Source organism: Nocardia sp. NPDC004568, assembly GCF_040609955.1.
GTDB lineage: Bacteria > Actinomycetota > Actinomycetes > Mycobacteriales > Mycobacteriaceae > Nocardia.
On the sequence record NZ_JBEXLL010000016.1, the window covers coordinates 1 to 19,624 of the forward strand.

At 68.0% G+C, this 19,624-nt stretch carries 17 protein-coding genes and 2 pseudogenes; 3 read left to right on the forward strand and 16 right to left on the reverse strand.

Going from position 1 to position 19,624, the window contains the following annotated elements; genetic code table 11:
• Positions 1 to 29: 29 nt before the first annotated feature.
• The 14 genes and pseudogenes from ABZV91_RS10440 to ABZV91_RS10505 form a co-directional block, all read right to left on the reverse strand.
• On the reverse strand, positions 30 to 2,135 hold the full coding sequence (locus ABZV91_RS10440) for a neutral/alkaline non-lysosomal ceramidase N-terminal domain-containing protein (protein ID WP_355238501.1): 2,106 nt from the start codon (positions 2,133 to 2,135) through the stop codon (positions 30 to 32).
• Positions 2,136 to 2,333: 198 nt separating this feature from the next.
• Positions 2,334 to 3,623 carry a DNA polymerase IV gene (dinB, locus tag ABZV91_RS10445; RefSeq protein ID WP_355238504.1) on the reverse strand — a complete coding sequence of 430 codons (1,290 nt, stop codon included), beginning with the start codon at positions 3,621 to 3,623 and terminating at the stop codon, positions 2,334 to 2,336.
• An 85-nt stretch (positions 3,624 to 3,708) separates the two neighbouring features.
• A complete protein-coding gene (locus tag ABZV91_RS10450; RefSeq protein ID WP_355238507.1) occupies positions 3,709 to 4,452 on the reverse strand; it encodes a thioredoxin domain-containing protein in 744 nt (247 codons plus the stop codon).
• On the reverse strand, positions 4,449 to 4,823 hold the full coding sequence (locus tag ABZV91_RS10455) for a sigma factor-like helix-turn-helix DNA-binding protein (protein ID WP_355238510.1): 375 nt from the start codon (positions 4,821 to 4,823) through the stop codon (positions 4,449 to 4,451). The genes ABZV91_RS10450 and ABZV91_RS10455 overlap by 4 nt, the downstream gene beginning before the upstream one ends.
• Positions 4,824 to 5,144: 321 nt before the next feature.
• Positions 5,145 to 5,537: pseudogene (locus ABZV91_RS10460) on the reverse strand (ABC transporter substrate-binding protein); the annotation flags it as partial.
• A 193-nt stretch (positions 5,538 to 5,730) separates the two neighbouring features.
• Positions 5,731 to 6,057, reverse strand: a pseudogene (locus tag ABZV91_RS10465) (carboxylesterase family protein); the annotation flags it as partial.
• Positions 6,058 to 6,240: 183 nt separating this feature from the next.
• Complete coding sequence (locus tag ABZV91_RS10470) at positions 6,241 to 7,116, reverse strand: MaoC/PaaZ C-terminal domain-containing protein (protein ID WP_355238513.1); 876 nt, start codon at positions 7,114 to 7,116, stop codon at positions 6,241 to 6,243.
• Position 7,117: 1 nt separating this feature from the next.
• The gene (locus ABZV91_RS10475; RefSeq protein ID WP_355238516.1) at positions 7,118 to 7,738 is read right to left on the reverse strand and encodes a TetR/AcrR family transcriptional regulator; all 621 of its coding nucleotides are present in this window, start codon (positions 7,736 to 7,738) and stop codon (positions 7,118 to 7,120) included.
• A gap of 113 nt (positions 7,739 to 7,851) precedes the next feature.
• A complete protein-coding gene (locus ABZV91_RS10480; RefSeq protein WP_355238519.1) occupies positions 7,852 to 8,775 on the reverse strand; it encodes an SDR family oxidoreductase in 924 nt (307 codons plus the stop codon).
• A 30-nt stretch (positions 8,776 to 8,805) separates the two neighbouring features.
• Positions 8,806 to 9,627, reverse strand: a complete 822-nt coding sequence (locus tag ABZV91_RS10485) for a metal-dependent hydrolase (protein WP_355238522.1) — start codon at positions 9,625 to 9,627, stop codon at positions 8,806 to 8,808.
• Between the two features lie 55 nt (positions 9,628 to 9,682).
• Positions 9,683 to 11,170, reverse strand: coding sequence for an AMP-binding protein (locus ABZV91_RS10490; RefSeq protein WP_355238525.1), 1,488 nt, complete (start codon positions 11,168 to 11,170; stop codon positions 9,683 to 9,685).
• Between the two features lie 40 nt (positions 11,171 to 11,210).
• A complete protein-coding gene (locus ABZV91_RS10495) occupies positions 11,211 to 12,419 on the reverse strand; it encodes an acetyl-CoA C-acetyltransferase (protein ID WP_355238528.1) in 1,209 nt (402 codons plus the stop codon).
• 38 nt (positions 12,420 to 12,457) lie between these two features.
• Positions 12,458 to 12,946, reverse strand: coding sequence for a 2,4'-dihydroxyacetophenone dioxygenase family protein (locus ABZV91_RS10500; RefSeq protein WP_355238530.1), 489 nt, complete (start codon positions 12,944 to 12,946; stop codon positions 12,458 to 12,460).
• Between the two features lie 38 nt (positions 12,947 to 12,984).
• On the reverse strand, positions 12,985 to 14,001 hold the full coding sequence (locus ABZV91_RS10505) for an alcohol dehydrogenase catalytic domain-containing protein (RefSeq protein ID WP_355238533.1): 1,017 nt from the start codon (positions 13,999 to 14,001) through the stop codon (positions 12,985 to 12,987).
• A gap of 189 nt (positions 14,002 to 14,190) precedes the next feature.
• Between ABZV91_RS10505 and ABZV91_RS10510 the strand changes: the two genes are divergently transcribed.
• Positions 14,191 to 15,120: a PDR/VanB family oxidoreductase gene (locus ABZV91_RS10510; RefSeq protein ID WP_355238536.1), complete on the forward strand. Its 930-nt coding sequence runs from the start codon at positions 14,191 to 14,193 to the stop codon at positions 15,118 to 15,120.
• Between the two features lie 73 nt (positions 15,121 to 15,193).
• Entirely contained in the window at positions 15,194 to 16,063 is an 870-nt protein-coding gene (locus ABZV91_RS10515; RefSeq protein WP_355238539.1) for an alpha/beta hydrolase, read from the forward strand.
• Between the two features lie 149 nt (positions 16,064 to 16,212).
• Here ABZV91_RS10515 and ABZV91_RS10520 read toward each other — a convergent pair whose 3' ends face one another.
• Positions 16,213 to 17,094, reverse strand: coding sequence for an SDR family oxidoreductase (locus ABZV91_RS10520; protein WP_355238542.1), 882 nt, complete (start codon positions 17,092 to 17,094; stop codon positions 16,213 to 16,215).
• Positions 17,095 to 17,178: 84 nt separating this feature from the next.
• Here ABZV91_RS10520 and ABZV91_RS10525 point away from each other — a divergent pair, with 84 nt between their 5' ends.
• Complete coding sequence (locus ABZV91_RS10525) at positions 17,179 to 17,757, forward strand: helix-turn-helix domain-containing protein (protein ID WP_355238545.1); 579 nt, start codon at positions 17,179 to 17,181, stop codon at positions 17,755 to 17,757.
• Positions 17,758 to 18,285: 528 nt separating this feature from the next.
• On the opposite strand, the gene ABZV91_RS10530 is transcribed toward ABZV91_RS10525, so the two are convergent.
• Positions 18,286 to 19,482 carry a lipase family protein gene (locus ABZV91_RS10530; RefSeq protein ID WP_355238548.1) on the reverse strand — a complete coding sequence of 399 codons (1,197 nt, stop codon included), beginning with the start codon at positions 19,480 to 19,482 and terminating at the stop codon, positions 18,286 to 18,288.
• Between the last annotated feature and the right edge of the window lie 142 nt (positions 19,483 to 19,624).

Sequence of the window (19,624 nt, forward strand, 5' to 3'; positions counted from 1 at the left end):
GACCGCCGTGTCACGGCGGTCGAGCGGGATCAGGCGATCTCGAACTCGGCGCTGGTCCCTACGATCGGCTCCAGGCGGCCGTCGGGGGTGAGCCGATCGGCGAAGTGCACGAAACGATGTCGTCCCGGCGCGGCGTCGGCGGGAATGTCCCAGGTGAAGGACGCCACCGAGGTGCCCGGGCCGCGCGTGCTCCAGTGGAAGCGCACGGCCCATTCACCCTCGTTCGCGATCCGCGCCCACGTTCCGTCCGCCAGTCGCTGCACCTCGAGGAAGGTGCCGTTGCGGCGGGGATTGTGCTTCGGGTGGGCGGAGAGGAATTCCACCTCGGCCCGGGTGCCGCGGGTGTAGTACGCGGCCGGCTGGGTGAGCGCCGTACCGAAATCGTGTCCCGGCAGGGCGGTATCGGGCCCCGGGGCGGGGACGAAGTTCGGCTGCAGATGCGAGAGGTCGCGCGGCGCCGGCCCCCGGTCGACGGCCGCGCCGGTGGCGAGGGCGGTGGCCAGCCGCGTGAATTCCTGCTGATAGGCGGGCAGCGTGTACCGGCCGAACAGGGTGGACGCGCCCTCGTACTGTTGCGCGTCGTATTCCTCCGGGGTGGTGACGTATTCGTGATAGGCGTTGGCGTACCCCTGGAGCAGTACCTGATCGAGCCCGACTCCCAGCGCGGCCGCCACCGCCCGGCGCACCCGCAGGCCGGACACGATGGTGAACTCGCCGCCGGCGGCCGCCAGATACAACTCGCCGATGCGGACGATCTGGATGGGCACCACACTGGGAACCCATGGTGCCGGCGGTAGCAGATCGAACGGTACCGCGATGGCCTTGGGGGCCTGCGCGTCGGCGAGCCAGCCGGGAGCCGGCTGGTGCGGATCGCCGAGGAAGTCGAGGAACGGATTGCGGACGCCCTCCGGGATCGGGCCACCGGGCAGACCCGGACCGTCTTCGATACTCCCGGCGAGCAGTGAAATACCCGCGGCGGGCGGTGCGGTGCGACGGGCGGCGCCGTCCGGAGTGAACCGTCCGTCGACCTCGATATCGGAGAGGTCGATGTAGCAGAACACCGACCCCACAGGACCGTTCATCGGGCTCGCGGCCGCGATCGCCGTGCGGGAGGCATCGTGTTGGCGCTCGCCGAGGATGCGGGTGTTGTCGAATTCGTTACCGGTCGGGCCCGAGCCGGGCCGCAGGTCCAAATTGGGCGACATATCACCGGCATTGGTCTGGGCGAACGCGGCGAGGTAGCCCGGTGCGCCGTCGAGATAACGCACGCCGTGGTCGGTGTGCTCCCCGGCGAATGCCGCGTAGCCCTTGTTGTCCGAGCTGATCAGCCGGTTCTTGTTCGTCATCGAGGTGTTGTGGGTGGCGAACCAGGTGATCGCGCCGACCTCTTCGCCGTCCTTGCCGATCGATATCGTGGTGACCGCCGGATCGATGGCCTCCGGGAAGTGCGCCCGGTCCGCGGCGGGATTGCGGTCGAAGGCGACCCGGGACCGGTTGACGCTGGCGTTGTGGAGTTCGGCACGGCCGAGGGCGAGTGTGCCGGGGGAGAGATCGGCGTGCGCCGCCGCGATCGCTTCGGCGAGACCGTTCACCTCGGCGTCGTACACCTGCTGCTGGAACCCGAGAATCGACAGGTTGTAGGCGTAGTCGTGGGCGGCCCCGCCGCAGACGGCGTGCGAATGTGTCGAGGTGAGCAGGACATTGCGTTCGGTGTACAGATCACCGAATCGGCGTCCCAGTTCGGCGAGCACACCGCGTTGCACCGATTGGAAGATCATCGCGTTCTCGGCGACGGCGAAGACGACCCGTTCGGCCCCGGAGGCGAAGACGAACGCGCGGGCGCGAGGACGCAGATGGATACCCGCGGTGGTCTGATCCTGCTGGGAGTAGCCCATCATGCCGCATTCCGCGGCGGGACCGGTGATATCGGAGATTCCCAGACCCACGAGATAGCCACCGGGTGCGGCCTGCGCGGTGGCGGCGAGCCGCTCGCCGAGGCCCGGCGCGGTCGTGGTGAGCGCGCCCAGCGCGACCGTCCCGGCCGCCGCTCCCGCCAGCACCGTGCGGCGGGAGAGCGTCGCCTGGCCGGAATCCGTGGAACGCGCCGCGGACGGTGTTTCGGAGGTTGCCACCATCGAGATGTCCTTCCTGCTCGACTGGCAGCGAACCACACTGTTGAACAAACGTCCAGATGTGGCCCCGGCCGGTCACGGCCGCGAATGCGCCCCGCGCCCGATGCTCTCGGCGCGTAGCGGTCTCGTGGAGTTCGAGCGGCGGTGGTAGCCATCCGGCCTGAACGCCGGCGGCATCGCGTCGGGCCGAGTGATGATCTGTCAGTCCGGGAGCAACGGCACCGACAGACCTTCGCCGTGCCGCGGAAGTGCCGCGCGGGTGACCGCTCCGGAGCCGAACCGGGTGCGCAGCGCGTCCAGCGTGGTGTCCAGGGCCGGGGTGGGCCCCTGACCGAACGGCAGGGTGAGTTGCCTGGGGTCGGCGTTTTCCAGATTCGTCAACGCCAACCCGATCAGAGTGAGACCGCGTGCGGTGATCATCGGCATCGCCTCGGCCAGCAGGCCCCGGGCGGCCCGCAGGATCGTCTCGGTGTGGTCGGTGGCCGCGGGCAGGGTGTGCGACCGGGTGGCGCGGGTGAAATCGTCGAAGCGCATTCGCAGTACCACGGTGCGGCAGCTCCGGTGGGCGGCTCGTAGCCGGCGGCCGAGTCGGTCGGTGAGGCCGTGCAGGTAGGCCTCGATCTGCGCGGGCGAATGCGGCCGGCGACCCAGTGCGCGCTGGACGCCCAGGGATCGTCGCCGCTGCCCCGTTTCCACTCGGCGTGGATCGCGCGCCCAGGACAGTGCGTACAGATGCCGCGCCGCGGCCGCGCCGACGATCGGCCGCAGACGCGCTTCGCCCAGCTCGGCCAACTGCCCGATCCGCTCGATACCGTGCGCGCGCAGGGCGCGTTCGGTCACCGGGCCCACGCCCCACAGCCGGTGTACCGGCAGCGGATGCAGGAACCCGAGCTCGTCGGCCGGTTCCACCCGCAGCAACCCGTCCGGTTTCGCGACCGCGCTGGCCACCTTGGCCAGGAATTTCGTCCCCGCGATACCGACCGAGATCGGCAGCCCGACCTCCCGTCGCACCCGGGCCCGCAGCTCGGCGGCGATGGCCCGCGGCTCCCCCGCGATCCGGCGCAGCCCCGCGACGTCGAGGAACGCCTCGTCGATCGATATCCCCTCCACGATCGGGGTGGTATCGGCGAAGATCTCGAACACCGCCCGGCTCGCCTCGGCATAGACCGACATCCGTGGCGGGACCACCGTCGCGTCCGGGCACAAACTCAATGCCTTGCCGATGTTCATCGGCGTCCGGACGCCCACGGCCTTCGCCTCGTAACTGGCGGCCAGCACGACCCCGCTACCGACCAGAACCGGTGTGCCGCGCAGCTGCGGCCGGTCCCGCTGCTCCACCGAGGCATAGAAGGAATCCAGGTCCGCGTGCAGGATCGACGCGTGATCCCGGGCGGCGATCCGCGGCCGCCGGGTGGCCTGTGGGGACGGCGCGGTGTCCACCGGGTCCTCGGGCGGCCCCGGCGCGGGGAAGCCCCGGCCGTATTCGAACATATGTTCACACTAGCAGGCCTGGTCGGGAATTCGGGCACTGGACCTGTCGGCCCTACGAGTTCGGCGGTGTGTGGCCCGCACCTGGTCAGGAGCCGATCGCGCTCGCCAGCCGGGCCGGGTCGATCGGGTTGCCGTCGAGGAAGATCGACGGTGTGGACTGTATTCCGCTGTCGAGGATCTCGAGGGTGCGTGCCCGGACGAATGTGCTGTAGGTCCTCTCGGTTACGCATCGGGTGAAGTCGGGATCGGTGTAGCCGGCGCCCGCGGCGATGTCGACGATGGCGGTGTCGGGTAGTCCGTCGCCGCCTTCCGCGGGTTGCTGCTCGAACATCGTTTCCAGCCAGTTCCGGTAGGCGGCCGGGTCGGATTCGGCGGCGCACCACGAGGCGTTGGCGGCGCGGCTCGAGTACTCGGTGGACGAGGCATGATCGAGGAAGGCGATGATGTCGTACTCGACTGCCACGGTTCCCGCGTTCACCGCGTCGGTCAACAGCTGACCGTAGGTCGCATCGAAGCGCTGACAGGCCGGGCATTGGAGGTCGGCCACGACTCGAATAGTCCTGGGCGCGGAGGGTTTCCCGATCCTTATCGCGCCGCCTTCGGTGAGGCTTGTGGCGATACCGGCGGGGTTCGAGCCGGCGTCCGCGGCGATGACGGGAATGGGACCCGGATCGTCGCGTTCGGCCTTCTTCGACGCCACATCGATTCCGCTGGCGGCGATGAGGCCGATGAGGACCGCGGCCACCGCTACCTGGACGAGGATCCGGCGGGTGCGATCGGCGCTGTGTACCGAGGGTAGCGACTCTCGGGTTCTCTTCTGTTTTCTCACGAAGAACTCTCCTGACTTCGATCGTGTTCTGTCGTCGGGCCGTGGCGGACCGTGAGCACGGCGAGGCGGGCCGGCGCCGGCGTGGCATTCGGGAGGGCGGCGGTGGCCGCTCGGCCGGACAGGCGGGTGTGAGCCCCGGGGTCCCGGGGGAAGGCCTGAGCCACAGGGGAATCCGCATCGATTTCTCGCCACAGCCCGACCAATGTCTCCCGGGCGCGGGCCACCCGGGAGCGGATGGTCCCGACCGGGCAATCGGCGGCTCGGGCGGCCTCGGCGTAGGTCAATCCGATGATCTGGGTGAGCACGAATGCGTCGCGGCGATCATCGGGGAGATGGCGCAGGAAGTCCGCGACCACCATTTCCTCGCCCACGTCGCCGTCGTGACGGTCACGCCGTTGCTCGATCGCGGTCTCCCAATCGGCTCCGCCCGCTGTTCGTGGCCGGGCGGAGGCGCTGCGCAGTCTGGTCGGGACGTACGCGGACGGCCTCCACGGTCGTGCCGATACCGCGCGAGCACACCGTGTGGTGATGCGCGGACACCGAAGGACCGCTGACCGTCGGCGAGGCGCCGGTGACGGGATATCCGCCGCTCATACCGCAGTGAGCCGGCACCATCCCTTGCGGCGGGTGGTGTCAGCTGGTCACGCTGTCGCGACGGATTTCGGCGGTCGATGTCGGCGCTGTCGGTGTTCTCAGTACCCCTCGGAGCGGAGGAAGTCGGCTATCGTGACGACGGCCTGGGGGTTGCGCGGACCTTCGACCAGCGCGGCGTAGGGCAGGGCGATGATGTGGTTCTCGCGGACCGCGATCGTCCCGGCCATCAGTGGCCGGGCGCGCAACTGATCGATCTTCGCCTGTACCGAGTTCTCGGGCCCCGCGCCGTAGTCGACGATGACGATCGCCTGCGGATCCCGCTGAGCGGCCGCCTCCCAGGAGGCCGTCGTCCACGAATCGTTCAGGTCGTCGAAGATATTGCTGCCACCCGCCTCACGGATCATCTGCGACGGCGCCGCGGTACGGCCGGAGGTGAACGGTTCCGGTGTCGCACTGTCGAACAAGAAGACGTGGGCCGGTTCCTTTATCGGGAGGCATGCCGCGCGACGCCACTCGGTCGAACGTCATTGTGGCGGGTATGTGATCGAGCGTGGTGGTATCGGCAGTCACCGCGCGGAGGTGGTCGGCAATGATCGGCCGGGCTCGGTCGTATCCGAGAGCTGTCGTCGAGCCGGGCAGCGTCCGCAGTGGCGACGTGAAGGATCGTCGAGTTCGGATGTCGGCGGTGACGACGACGATGCCGTGCCGGGTCGGCCCGGCACCGTCGTACACCGGGTCGGCAGCGTCCCCGAGCAGTAATCCGCCGCCGTGGAACCACAGCACCGGTAGCGTCCGGGCCGGGGGCACGTCGGGGGTGACGACGTTCAGGCTCAGGCAGTCGTCGCCTTCGGGGCCGATACCTCGCCACAGCGGTGTCAGCTCACCCATCTCCAGCCGACCCTGGTGACAGGACGATCCGGCATCACGAACATTGATCTCTGCCACTGGTTCCCGCTGTTGCGGTGGCAGCCACCTGCGCAGGCCCGTAAGTGGTTGTGCGTAGGGGATCCCCCGGAATGCGCTTCCTGCGGGTGTCGCGGTTCCGAGGTACGGGTTCCGGGCGTGGAAGCGACAGCGGCATCCGCCGGAGCCGGTTCGATCATATCGATCCGTCGTCGAGCAGGGCGAAGCGTCGGCGGGATCGCCGACGCCTCGGTGCCGGGTCCGGCGTCTCGCCGGTGATCTCCGCTCGGCTCAGAGCGTCGAAACGAGAAACGCGTCGCGGACCGCCTGCTGCCCCTCGGCATTCAGGACGTCGAAGTGCGCCGTGATCGTGCCGTCGGGCCGCGTATCCACGGCGGTGAGCGTGGGCCGGATCTCGGACGGGACCGCTACGACGGCGCGGAAGGATGCGCCGACCCGGCGGACCTGCTGGGGGCTGCGGCCGAGCGTGTCGAGCACCCAATCGACCCCGTGCGCCAACGTGGCCGATCCGTGCAGGATCACGCCGGGCAGTCCCGCGGCACGGGCGACGGCGAGGTCGGTATGGATGGGGTTCCACAGCCGGCCGCATTCGCCGTAGACGTGTGGCGCCCAGGTGTCGATCCGGACCGCACCGCTGCACGATTCTGTTGTGGGTGGCTGCCACGTGGGCCGTTCGGGGGCAGCGCCGGCCACCTGGTCGGCGCCGTCGACGTCGACGCCCCGGTACAACGAGTCCATCCAGGTTGTCCACAGGGGGCCGTCGCCGTCGGTGCCGTCCAGTCGCATGGTGATCAGGGCGCCGGCGGAGGTGCGCCGGATGCCGGTGACTTCAGCGGAGACCGTCACGGTGGCACCGGCGGGAATGGTGCGGTGCAGATGCAGGTCGTGGCCGGCGTGCACCCCGCGGTGAGTTTCGGCGCCGGTGAGTCCGAGCGCTGCCATTCCGGAGTCGGGGTCGGTGAGCAGGTCCCATTCCGGTGACAGCGGGAACAGAGGGTGGTTGATGATGCCGGTGGGGCGGGTGGTGTCGAAGTAGAGGTCGTCGGTGTGGCCGAGGCCGGCGGCATAGGCCATCAGCCGACGGGTGTCGATCGTGGTGGTCCACGGTTTCAGAGTCAGTCCGACGGCGGAAGCGTTGAGAGGCAAATCAAGTCCTGAGTATTCCGTTGAGTACGAGGTCGACCCAGTCGGCGGAGAGCTGGCGCAGGTCGCGGGTGTCGTCGCGCTGGAGGTCGGGGTCGGCCAGTTTGGCCGCCGCTGTTTCCCAGACCGCGGCGAGCAGTTCGGTGTTGACGGGGCGGAAGGTTCCGAGCGCGATACCGTGATCGAGAATGGTGCGCAGGACCTCGACGTAGTAGTGGGAGTAGGTGGCGACGAGGCCGCGAATAGCGTTGTGTGCGTCGACATCGAGCCAGAACACGCGCGAGGTCCGGCCTACACCTTCGACGCCGAAATCGGTCCACACCTGCATGCGGGTGACCGGGTCATGTGCCGAATGCAGGCGCGCGACGGCGGTGTCTATCGCGCGCTGGTACCACCGTTCGATCACGAGGGCGACGAGCTCGTCCTTGCTGGGCGCGAGTTGATACAGGGTCGCATAGGATGTACTCAGTTCCTTGGTGACGTTGGTGAGGCGCAGGGAGCGGAACCCGTGGGCGAGGATGATGTGTTGCAGTCCGTCGAGTATCTGGTCCTGCCGGGCAGAGAAGTGCGGAACGCGTGCCAGCGGCCGGGCCGGGAGCTGGAAGGTCTCCGTCGTGCTGATCATGTTCGTGCTCCCACTGTGTCGGCAGTCCGGATGATCTATCGAGTGTAGAAGAAGGGACTGCCGGTTACAGTTGGCCCTCATCGAGCCCCTGATGCGCCGCCCGGCGTGCACGGTTACGGCGTACGTGTCGGCCGGCCGGGTCCTTCGGCGTCCACACCGGTCATATCGGCGTTCGGCCGGGCTTCGGCCATCAGGTCGGCGACCGCCGATCCTATGTCCTCGGCCTCGGCGACCGCGCTCGTGGTGGGACCCCGGTGCCAGCCTTCGGAAATCGACAGTGCCTGGCCGGAGACATCGAAAACGCGGCCGGTGAGGTTGCGTGATTCATGTGAGGCGAGCCAGGTGACCAGCGGCGCGATCCAGCAGGGGTCGAGCTGCGCGGCGGTTTCGGCGTCGACGTTGACCAGGTTCTCGGTCATCCGGGTCAGGGCAGCCGGGGCGATGGCATTGGCGGTGACGTTGTAGCGGTACAGCTCCTCGGCGACGATCGTGGTGAAGGCGGCGATCCCTGCCTTGGCGGCGCCGTAGTTGGCTTGCCCGATATTGCCGTAAAGGCCCGACGGTGAGCTGGTGTTGATAATGCGAGCGTCGACCGTTGCGCCGGCTTTATGCTGTTCGCGCCAGTATTCGGCGGCATGCCGGGTGACGTTGAAGGTACCGCGCAGGTGGACGGCGATGACCGCGTCCCATTCGTCGGGGGACATGTTGACGAGCATCCGGTCGCGCAGGATTCCGGCGTTGTTGACGACGATATCGAGCCTGCCGAATGCGTCGATGGCGCGCTCGACCATCGCCCGGGCGTTGTCCCAATCGGCGACATTGCCGGCGTCCACGACAGCCCGGCCACCGAGCGCGGTGATTTCGTCGACCACCGATTGCGCCGGACTGGTATCGCTGCCGTCGCCGGTGACGGCGCCCCCGAGGTCGTTGACCACGACAGCAGCGCCATGGCGGGCGAGCGAGATAGCGTGTTCGCGGCCGATTCCGCGGCCGGCGCCGGTGACCAGGGCTACGCGGCCTTCACAGAGGTGGGACACAGGTTTTCTCCTTGCGGGTTGTCGAGTGGATCAGGAACCGGCGACGATTTCGTCGTATTTGCTCTGGACCTCGTAGAAGCTGTCGGGCAGGGCGAGGTGGCGGGGGTGGTAGCGCGGGGAGAAGACCCGCAGGGTGCGCGGGAAGGTGCGCAGCAGCAGGGTGCGGCGCAGCTTGTTCCGGCGCTTTTTCTCGGCTTTGCCGATCGGCTGTTTCATGATCTCGGGTGCCGCCTCGGCCATCGCGGCCGACAGTTTGAACGACCAGCGCAGGTAGTGCATCAGGCAGCGGGTGCCGACGAGGACCCGGTACCAGTAGCTGGGTTCGACTGCTTCGAGTGCTTCGTAGGCGACGGTGCGGTGTTCGAGTTCCTCCATGACGTGCCAGGCGAACAGGTCGCCGAGGGGGGCGACCATATGGTCGAAGATCCGCATCTCGAACTGGGTGATGGCGCCGGCGGTGGTGAACGATTCGAAGGCTTCGGCGTAGGCGAGGTTCCAGCGCAGTGATTTGGTTTCGGTGAACCGCTCGTATTCGGCGCGCAATTCTTCTTCGAGTTCCTTCATGACCGCGAATTGGGGGTGTGCGGCGCGGATGACGTCGTTGGCTTTGGCGTGTTCGCGGAAGTGCACGCCTTCTTGGGCGCAGAAGAGTTTGATCCGTTCGGCGAGTGCGGTATCGGTGATCTCGTCGGCGGCGCGGCGGACGTTCTTGATCAGGTAGGGCTCCAGGTACGGCAGCGACATCCAGGCGCCGAGGAAGTAGATGGAGAGGTCGGGATCGTTGTCGAGGAAGACGAGTTCCATGTCTTCCGGGAAATCGAAGGTCATCTTGCGGACACTGATGCTGTCCATGGCGGACTCCTCAGACGGGGTGGAGGGGCAGTGCGTGGTCGGGGCCCAGGGCGGGTCAGCTGCGGTCGGCAGCCAAGGCCGAGCGGCGGATCTTGAACATTTCGCTGCGCGGTATCCGATCGACGAACTCGAAGGTCTTGGGAACCTTGTAGGAGGTGAGACGGGCTTTTGCGAAGGCCCTGAGCTCGTCGACCGCCGGGCGGGTATGCCCGCGTTCGACTTCCACGAGAGCGTGGACGCGGTGGCCCCAGTCGTCGTCGGGAATGCCGATGACGACAACGTCGGCGATATCGGGGTGCTCGCCGAGCGCGGCTTCCACCTCGGCCGGCACCACGTTCGCGCCACCGGTGATGATGAGGTCGCCCTTACGGTCGGCGGAGTAGACGAAGCCGTCCTCGTCGACCCGGCCCAGGTCACCGACGGAGACATAACCGCCGTCGATCACTTTGGGGCGGTCCTTGCCGAGGTAGTCGAACAGGGGCGCCTCGACTCCCGCCGACCGCATATAGATCTCGCCGACCTCACCTGTGGGTACATGCCGTAGTTCGTCGTCGAGGATGCGCAGTTCGGTGCCCGGTGCGGGTCGCCCGATGGTCCCGGGCCGGGTGAGCCATTCGTCGCCGCGCACGATGATCGACCCGACGAGCTCACTGGAGGCGAAGATTTCCCACAGCAACTCCGGGCCGACCAGCTCGACCCACCGGCGTTTGAGCCATCCCGGGCAGGGCGCGGTGCCGTGCAGGATCGTATGGAAGCAGGACCAGTCGACCGAGTCGATACCGGGGGTGTCGAGCAGGCGGCGCATCATCGTCGGGACCAGCGTCATGAACTGCGGACGATGCTCAGCGATGATCCGCAGAAAGGCCGGTCCGTCGAACTTTTCCATCAGCAGGATCTGCTGGCCCTCGAACAGGCCGCCGTGCACCATCATCAGCGGGTTGCCGTGGTACATCGGACCCATGATCAGATGCCGGTCGATCGGGGCCATCCCGAACATCGCGTAGGTGGCGGCGAACACCGTTCCCGGGACCATCGCGCCCGGTACCGGCAGGACGACGGCCTTCGAAGCGCCGGTGGATCCGCCGGTCGGGATCGCCATCGCCTGGGTGGGGGTGGCGATTTCGACCGGCCGCTGAGTGAGTTGCGCGGCGTGGGCCACGTCGATGATGGGGATTCCGGCAGTGGTGACCTCGTCGTGGTCGGACACGATCGCGGCCGGCTCGGTGACGTCGAGCAGCCGGTCGCGTTCCCACGCCGGGACATCCCAGCGCATGGTGACGATTCCGGCTCCGATCTTCCACGCCCCGAGCGCGGCGACCACGTGCTCGGGGGAATTGCGCAAACCGATGGCTACCCGCTGACCCGCCCGCACACCGAAATCGGCCAGCAGGGCGGCGACCTGATCGGAGCGTCGGTCGAGTTCGGCGGTGGTCAGGTCCTGGTGCGGGCCGGTGACGGGAAAGAATCTCAGTGCGATCCGGTCCGGGTCGTGCTGTGCCAGCTCGCGGATACGACAGCCCAGAGATACGGGGTGTTCGGTCATGATGATTTCTTTCCGCCGGCGGTTCCAGCGATGCTGCCGGTCATGAGAGGCGTTCGACGATCATGGCCATGCCCTGCCCGCCGCCGATGCACATCGATTCCATACCGAAGGTCTTGTCGCGCTGGATCAATGAGTGCACCAGGGTGGTCATGATCCGCGCGCCGGTCATCCCGAAGGGATGCCCGAGCGCGATACCGCCGCCATTGACATTGAGCCGTTCCCAGCCGATCCCGAGTTGTTCGGCCGACGGGATCACCTGCGCGGCGAAGGCTTCGTTGATTTCGAGCAGATCGATATCGGAGGCGGCCAGGCCCGCGGATTTCATCGCTCGCCGGCACGCTTCGACCGGACCGAGTCCCATGATCTCCGGGTCCAGGCCCGAGACCGCCGACGCGACGATGCGCGCGAGCGGGGTCAGCCCGAGGGCCTTCGCCTTGTCCGCGCTCATCACCACGACCGCGGCCGCGCCGTCGTTGAGCGGGCAGGCATTACCGGCGGTGACCCTGCCGTTCTCCCGGAACCGAGCCGGCAACGCCGCCAGTTTCTCCACCGTGGTGCCCGGGCGCGGGCCGTCATCGGAATCCACCACGGCACCGGAGGGCGTGATAACCGGGATGATCTCCTCGGCCCAGAACCCGGACTCGCGCGCAGCGATGGCCCGCTGATGACTCTGGACGGCGAACTCGTCCATCACCTGACGCGATACATTGCACAGGTCAGCAACGTTTTCTGCGGTGTCGCCCATATCGATGTAGAGATCGGGCAGGCCGTCGGTGGCCGGTGTCCAGCCGCCCGTGGACTTGATTTCGGCGGTGCGGGCCTTGGCTTCGTCGAATTTCGGGTTGTCGGTGGCCGGGCGGAAGGCGTCGGCGGAGCCGTGGACGTAACGGCTGACAGCTTCGACACCACCGGCGACGAGTACCTCACCTTCCCCGGCTTTCACGGCGTGGGCGGCCATCCGGATCGCCTGCAGCGAGGAGGCGCAGAACCGGTTCACCGTGGTCCCCGGCGTGCTGTTCCAGCCGAGCAGCACGTTGACGACCCGGGCGAGGTTGAAGCCCTGTTCGCCGCCGGGCAGCCCACAGCCGAGGATGACGTCGTCGATCGTTTCCGGCGCGAGGCCGATGCTGTCGACCACCGACCCGATGATGTGAGCCGCGAGGTCGTCGGGCCGCAGATCGACCAGCGACCCCTTCTGGGCACGTCCGATGGGGCTGCGCCCGGTGGCGACGATTACTGCTTCCGGCAAGGGAATTCCTTTCCGATGAGTCCGCGAGTGCGGGTAGGTCACTGTTCGACGTAGACGTTGGGTTCGCGGCGGCCCTGCTGCTGGCACAGGGCCCGGTAGACCGCGAGCATCACCCCGGCGTCGAGGACGCTTTCGATATTCCCGTCGGCATCGAGATTGAGGTTGGCGCCGTAGATCGCGAACCACACATCGGCGGGTCCGTCACTGTCCTCGGGAACCTTCAGGGTGTGGGTCGAGCCGGCGGGCTCGAACAGGTACGAACCGGGCCGGTTCACCTCCTCGGCCGATTCGAGGTAGTGCCACGACCCGGCCATGGTGAACGCGAACACCGGTCCGGTGTGCCGGTGCGTCTGCACCTGAGTGCCCGGTTGCATCCGGTTGCGGACCACCCACAGCCCGTCTTTCAGGTTGACGTGGGCGACCTTGGTCTCCACCTCGGGTGTCAGATCCACCCAGGGCAGTTCCTCGTCGGAACGATGGGTGGTTCCCTGTGGCTCGGGAATTTCGAGCGTGAACGGCAACGACATGGGACGGCCTTTCATAAGAGGAGGCGGGCGGGTGAGGTTCAGATCCCGTTCGGGGTGACGAGGACTTTGCATTCGGTCGTGGGCTGCATCAGTGCCTCGAATCGAGCCGGGAGCTCGTCCAGGCCGATCACATCGGTGATCAGCGCGGCGGGGTCGAGACGACCGGCGGCGAGATGGGCGATCGTCATCTCGAAATCCCGAGGGCGGTAGTAGAGGACGAACTGAAAGTTCAGCTCCTTCGACATCGCGGTGGTCGGGGTGAAGGTGTCCGGGACCGTGCAGGCGCCGACGATCGTGATGTGCGCGTCCGGGGCCGCCACCTCGGCGGCGTGCTGGATCAGCCCGGGAATTCCTACACACTCGATGACCGTGGCCGGTGCCGAGCCGGTGAGCTCGGCGAAAACCTCGCCGACATCCTGCGCGGTGGGGTCGATGGTGCGGGCGCCGACGGCCTCGGCCAACATCCGGCGGGCCGGCACCGGATCGCTCACCAACACTTCGCTGGCACCGAACAGTCGCGCGTACAGGGCCACCGCGAGCCCGACCGGGCCCGCGCCCAGGATCAGTACCGGCGCACCGGGTTCGCGCGGGGTCTTTTCGAGTGCGTGGTGCGCGACGGCCAGCGGTTCCACCAGGGCCCCGGTCTGCGCGTCGACCCCTGCCGGTAGGACGAACAGGTCCTGTGTGTCGACGGCGACGAACTCCGCGAAGGCGCCCGGTCGCTGGACGCCGGTCAGTTCCGCGCCCGCGCACCGCGCAGGGTTGGCGGACCGGCACGCCACGCAGTCGTGGCAGCCGATCAGCGGGAAACCGACGGCGAGCTGCGATTCCAGCCGCGAGTCGACACTCTTGCCGCTGGCGACGACCCGACCGCTGAACTCATGACCGAACACAATGCCCGGAAAGCTCTTCAGCAGCGGCGCCAGATGCAGGTCGGAACCGCAGATGCCGGCTGCCTCGACTCGGAGTACCACCTGCCCCGGGCCGGGCGCCGGATCGGGGATATCCCGGATCTCCAGCGACGGGGTCGCCTCCGTCAGTACCGCTGCCTTCATGCCCACTCCTTTGGTGACTGGCATCACGTTCGTGTGTAGAATAAGGCAGAATTATTTACACCACAAGCTTTAGTTCGGAGAGTGGCACCTATGCCGACATCCCGCCTTCTCGGATTCCGCCGGTCCTGGCCCACCGTGAAACAGGCAGCTCCCCCCACACAAACAGTCGCCGAGCCACAGCGGCAGACGGTGGTTGTCCAGCACAAACAGCTGATCGCCGAGCACGTCGTCGCCCTCCGCCTGACACCCGCTCGCAACAGCTCACTCGTTCCGTGGACGCCCGGCGCGCATATCGACCTCCACCTGCCCACAGGTGCGGTCCGTCAGTACTCACTGTGCGGCGACCCCGCCGACCGCCGTGGCTACGATCTCGCTGTCCTGCGCGAACCCGAAGGACGGGGCGGATCGGCGTTCATCCACGACCGGTTGCACATCGGCGACACCCTCACCGTGTCGCCGCCGCGCAACAACTTCACCCTCGCCCCGGCGGCGCGCTACCTGTTCATCGCCGGGGGTATCGGGATCACCCCGATCCTTCCCATGCTCAGCGAGGCCGCCCAGCGTGGTACGCCATGGACACTGCACTACGGAGGCCGGACTCCGCCGGCGATGGCCTTCGCGCAAACCCTGGCCACCCACGGTGACCGGGTCCACCTGATCACGGAGGACACCTCCGGAATCCTCGACCTCGACCGAATACTCACGGCGAGCACACCGGACACACTCGTCTATGCCTGCGGGCCTGAGGGTTTGCTGCAAGCCCTCGACGCGCTCACCGACCGCCTGCCTCCGGGCGCCATCCAGACCGAACGATTCCGGGCGGCACCGCCCGCGGAACCCGCAGGCTCCGCAGCCGAATTGACAGTGCACTGCGCGAAATCCGGTCTCGAGGTAACTGTCGAGCCCGACCGCAGCATCCTGGAGTCCCTCGAGCAAGCCGGTATCGCGGTGAACAGTTCCTGCCGCGACGGCATCTGCGGAACATGCGAGACCGGGGTCCTCGACGGCACCCCCGACCATCGCGACTCGGTACTGTCCACGACCGAACGCAACGCTGGCAACCGCATGCTGATCTGCGTATCCCGTGCCCTGACAGGCCACCTGACCCTCGACATCTGACCTCCGCGGCCGCGTCATCGTCGGCGCGGGGCCGTCTTTCCGCGAATCCACCACAACCCCGAATGGAAACGATATGGCCACCAGACAATCGATCAACCTGCCCGGCCTGACAACGGCTTGTCTCGAAGCCGGACCGGCAGACGGACCGCTGGCGATGGTCCTGCACGGGTTCCCCGACAGCCCCGATTCGTGGAGCGACATCCTCGACGCGCTCGGCGACTCGGGCTACCGGGCCGTCGCACCGTGGCTGCGGGGCTATGCCCCCACCCAGATACCCGCCGACGAGCTGTACCAGGGCGGCGCCTACGTACGCGATATCGACCGACTCCACCAGGCCCTGGGCGCAGACTACCGGGCGGTGCTGATCGGCCACGATATCGGCGCCGCGATCGCCTACGGCGCCGCCGCTTTCGACCCCGCGAAATGGGCACGCATCGTCACGATCTCCGTGCCACCCGCCACCGTTCTCGCACAGATGATGAGCAGCTACACCCAATTGCGCAGGTCCTGGTATACATTCCTGTTCCAGCACCCCGCCGCCGAGGCGATTCTCGCCGCGGACAACGGTGTGTTCCTCGACCGACTGTGGGCGGAATGGTCACCGGGATTCGCCCACACAGCCGCCGTCGCGGCCGCGAAGCGGGCGCTACCCGATCCGGCGCACCTTACCGCCGCGCTCGGCTGGTACCGGGCCGGCTTCCACCCCGAACTCAACGATCCCGGCCTCATCGCCGAGCAGCAGACATTGGCCGCCACCCCCACCCAGCCCTGGCTCTACCTGCACGGCGAACACGACCAGTGTGTGGGGGCCGAAGCCGCCGAGGCGACCGCACACAGCACAGTGATCACCGGCGCCGGACATTTTCCGCATCTCGAACAGCCCGAGGCCTTTCGACGGCATCTCATGGAGTTCATCAGCGCAGGCTCCGTCGCCGCACCGTAGGCCGACAACGTGCCGAAACCGCAGGTATATCGGCCCCTTGGCAGGGAAGTCATCCCACGCGCTGTGCGAAGAGTGCTCCGGCGCGTAGCCCGACCACGGTGCCGCGAGCAGGTGCGGTCCCGATCGGCGGCGGAGGCACCGGAATCGGGTCAGGGCCGGAGGTTCTCCAGATCTGCCAGGAGGCCGGGATGTTCGGGCTTCCAGCCGAGTACCTGTTGTGTGCGGACGCTGGACGAGGGCTGGTCGGTGGCGAAGATCGGGCCGAGAGGACCGTAGGTGTCGGTCGGTACCGGTTCGACGGGCAGACCCAGCCGCCGGCCGATGGCGGCGGCGATGTCGCGGACCTCGTCGCCCTCGTCGGCCACAGCGTGCCAGGATGTTCCGGCTTCGGCCTTTTCCAGAGCCAGTCGGAAGAGGACGGCCGCGTCGAGCGCGTGCACGGCCGGCCATCGTTGCGTGCCGGTGCCCGGGTAGCCGGATACGCCGGTCCGGCGTGCGATTCCGGTCAACATCCCGGCGAACCCGCCCTCGCCGGCGTTGTGCACTGTGCGGGGCATCCGTACCGCCGAGGTGCGGACCCCGCGCGCGGCCAGCCCCAGGATCTCGGTGACCGTACGACCGCGTCCGCCGACCGGGCCGTCGGTCGACAGCGGGTCCGACTCGGTGGAAGCGCGGCCGGGCACAGCGGGCGTGCCCGCGACCGTGACGAGCGGACGGTCACTGCCGATCAGTGTCGTACCGAGGGCCGCGAGTGCGGCGCTCTCCTCGTCGACCGCCCGCGTCAATGCCTCGGGGCTGCTGAAGTCGTTGCCGAACGCAAGGTGGATCACCCCGTCGGCGTCCGCGGCGCCGGCGCGCAGGACATCGAGGTCGGTGAGAGACCCGCGGAGCGGTTCGGCGCCGGCCGCCGCGGCGGCGCGAGCCGATGCGTCGGAGCGGGCGAGGGCGTGGACGGTATGACCGTTGCCGAGGAGTTCGGCGACGACGGCGGATCCGATCAGACCGGTGCCGCCGGTGACGAGAACACGCATGGATCTCTCCTGCCAGTGATGGGACTCTTATCTCGTCACTGTAGCAAGTGATGGGATAGTTGTCCCGTCACTTATAGTGGAGCCATGGGTCGGTGGGAACCAGGAGCTCGTGATCGCCTCGTCGTGGCCGCCGTCGACCTGTTCACCGAACAGGGGTACGACGCCACCACGGTCGCGCAGATCGCCGAACGTGCCGGAGTAACGAAAAGCACCTTCTTCCGGCACTTTCCCGATAAGCGCGAGGTGCTGGTGGCCGGCCAGGAGACGCTGAGCCGATTACTGGCCGAGGGGATCGCCGATGCCCCCGGCGCCGCCGGCCCGCTCGAGGCGGTCGCCGCCGGTCTCGTGCGCGCCTCGACCGCGCTGGGTCCCATGAGTCGTGAAATCGCGCCTCGGCTGAAGGCGGCCATTGCCGCCAGCGCCGAACTCCAAGAGCGCGATGCCCTCAAGAGCATCGGCCTCGCGGCCGCGATGACCGCTGCCCTGATCGACCGCGGCGTGCCCGACCCGGTCGCGGCCCTCGCCGGTGAACTGGGCGTCCTGGCCTTCAAGCGGGGGTACGCCGAATGGTCCGAAGGCGATCGTGATGCCACGGACGGGCTCGCCGGATACATCCTGGCGGCCCTCGAAGAGTTGCGAGTGGCAAGCGCGGCGCTGCGTTGATCCGCTGGTTCCCCCCTGGCGGTGGGGACGGCCGGGGCCGGTGGACGGGAGGGCCGGCCCTCCCGGGAGACCGCCGGCCGTCGTGGCCCGGATCTCTCGCATCGTCGCCGATTTGTTCCGCGTTCTCCGCTGCCCTTCTCTAGGGGCGCCCCGCTGGAGATGTTGTCACTGTGACGTAAAGGAGCGCAGGGGTTCCGGATCGGAGGGGGAGTGTTTTCACGCACCACGGGCGGCAACGGAAACTTCCGCGATCTCGCCGCGGACGCCGCCCCGGGGTACTCCATTCCCGGTTCTCGCTCGGCCGCCCCGGTCGGGAGGCCTGCGGAATCGCCGGTGTTCATCGTGCCGCCGGCTCGAGCATGATTCGAATGCCCGCGGTCCTCGCTCGGCGTTGGTCGCACTCGGAAAACGCTCCTGTGCCTTTGACGGTCTGGGCCGACGGGGGCTGCCGCCACCCGCACCCACATGGACTCGAAGGCATCGGCGACTCTGCCGATCGCCGCTCGAGAAGTGCGGCGGTCGCGTCGGTCATCGGGCCGCGCAGGTATCGGTGGCGGGTTCGCCCGACAGTGCCGCGGCCACGAATCGCTGTGCGTCGGCCAGTGAGCCGGGGACGGCTGCCCGGTGGTCCTGACCGTCGTAGATCCGGTAGTCGACCGTCGCCCCCTTGTCGCAGAGCGCGTCGACGAGCGAATTCGTACCGGGCGTGGTGACCAGTGTGTCCGCGGTGCCCTGGGCGATCATCACCGGCACGGCGGGCACGGTGACGGAGGGGTCTTGCTCTTCCAGGTACCGGGTCAGGGCGCTGAAGTCGGCGTCGGGTTCGAAGATCTCGGTCGCCGGGATCGGCGGCACATCGCGGATCTGCGCCACGCAACCGGTTCGCGCCGCGTGCAGCATCGGCTGTGCGGCCGGTGTGAACAGCGTGCCGGGGTCGATCGCCGGTTGGACGACATGCGCGCCCAGCACGATGAGCGGGAGGAATGCCGCGGCGGCTTCGGCGCCCGGTTGGCCGCTGTCGACGAATTCGACCATCCGGCTGAGGCCGATCCCGCCCGGCGCGATGGCGATGGCACCTTTCAGCGAAAGCTCCGGCTGCCGGGACGCGGCGTACTGGGCGGTGAACAACGCTGCCTGGCCGCCCTGGCTGTGTCCGGCGGCGACCCAGTCGGTGCCGATCGAATGGTCGAGTGCGCGAGCCGCTTGCACGATATCGGTCACAGTGTTGGCTTCGCTGAGCCCGTTGATGTACGGGTGTCCGCCGAGTGTGCCCAGGCCCTGGTAATCGGTTTGGACCACGGCGTATCCGCGCTGGATCCAGGTGTCCAGAACCTGGGTCACCGGGCCGAGATAGTCGTGTGCCGGGCCGGTATCGATGTCCCGTGAAGGCGCACAGGGATCGGCGTAACCCGTGGTTCCGTGCGCCCAGCTGATCACCGGCCATCCCGTGGCGGGTGGGGCCGATCGTGGGACGGCGACGGTGCCCGAGACGACGATCGGTCGCCCGTGCGCGTCGTGGGAGGTGTAGGTGATCAGATCTGTTCGCCCGGCACTGGGGAGCGCCGCGACGGTGGTCAGTGGCCGGGCGCCGAGAAGTATTCCCCCGGGAACCGGCGGGGCGGCCGGGGCGACGCCTACTCCGCCACCGGCGACGGTGATCAGCACCGCGCCGACAGCTGCGACGGCCGCCGCGTACAGGCGACGGGCCGAGCGGTGAATGAGCATGTATGACCTCCGGAACCGGAATTCCTGATGGGATGGGCGCCGGCCTGTCGGACGTGCTCATCGGTGATCGTGTCGTGTACCGGGATCACCGAGTGGTGATCGGCGGATTCGGACCTGTCCGTCTCGGGCCCTGTGCGGCGCC

What these genes read in the sequence shown, in the direction of transcription:
- ABZV91_RS10505 (WP_355238533.1), bottom strand. Translation starts at nt 14,001, where the DNA reads ATGAAGGCAGCGGTACTGACGGAGGCGACCCCGTCGCTGGAGATCCGG.
- ABZV91_RS10525 (WP_355238545.1), top strand. Translation starts at nt 17,179, where the DNA reads ATGGGTCGGTGGGAACCAGGAGCTCGTGATCGCCTCGTCGTGGCCGCC.
- ABZV91_RS10475 (WP_355238516.1), bottom strand. Translation starts at nt 7,738, where the DNA reads ATGATCAGCACGACGGAGACCTTCCAGCTCCCGGCCCGGCCGCTGGCA.
- ABZV91_RS10440 (WP_355238501.1), bottom strand. Translation starts at nt 2,135, where the DNA reads ATGGTGGCAACCTCCGAAACACCGTCCGCGGCGCGTTCCACGGATTCC.
- ABZV91_RS10515 (WP_355238539.1), top strand. Translation starts at nt 15,194, where the DNA reads ATGGCCACCAGACAATCGATCAACCTGCCCGGCCTGACAACGGCTTGT.
- ABZV91_RS10500 (WP_355238530.1), bottom strand. Translation starts at nt 12,946, where the DNA reads ATGTCGTTGCCGTTCACGCTCGAAATTCCCGAGCCACAGGGAACCACC.
- dinB (WP_355238504.1), bottom strand. Translation starts at nt 3,623, where the DNA reads ATGTTCGAATACGGCCGGGGCTTCCCCGCGCCGGGGCCGCCCGAGGAC.
- ABZV91_RS10520 (WP_355238542.1), bottom strand. Translation starts at nt 17,094, where the DNA reads ATGCGTGTTCTCGTCACCGGCGGCACCGGTCTGATCGGATCCGCCGTC.
- ABZV91_RS10530 (WP_355238548.1), bottom strand. Translation starts at nt 19,482, where the DNA reads ATGCTCATTCACCGCTCGGCCCGTCGCCTGTACGCGGCGGCCGTCGCA.
- ABZV91_RS10485 (WP_355238522.1), bottom strand. Translation starts at nt 9,627, where the DNA reads ATGGACAGCATCAGTGTCCGCAAGATGACCTTCGATTTCCCGGAAGAC.
- ABZV91_RS10490 (WP_355238525.1), bottom strand. Translation starts at nt 11,170, where the DNA reads ATGACCGAACACCCCGTATCTCTGGGCTGTCGTATCCGCGAGCTGGCA.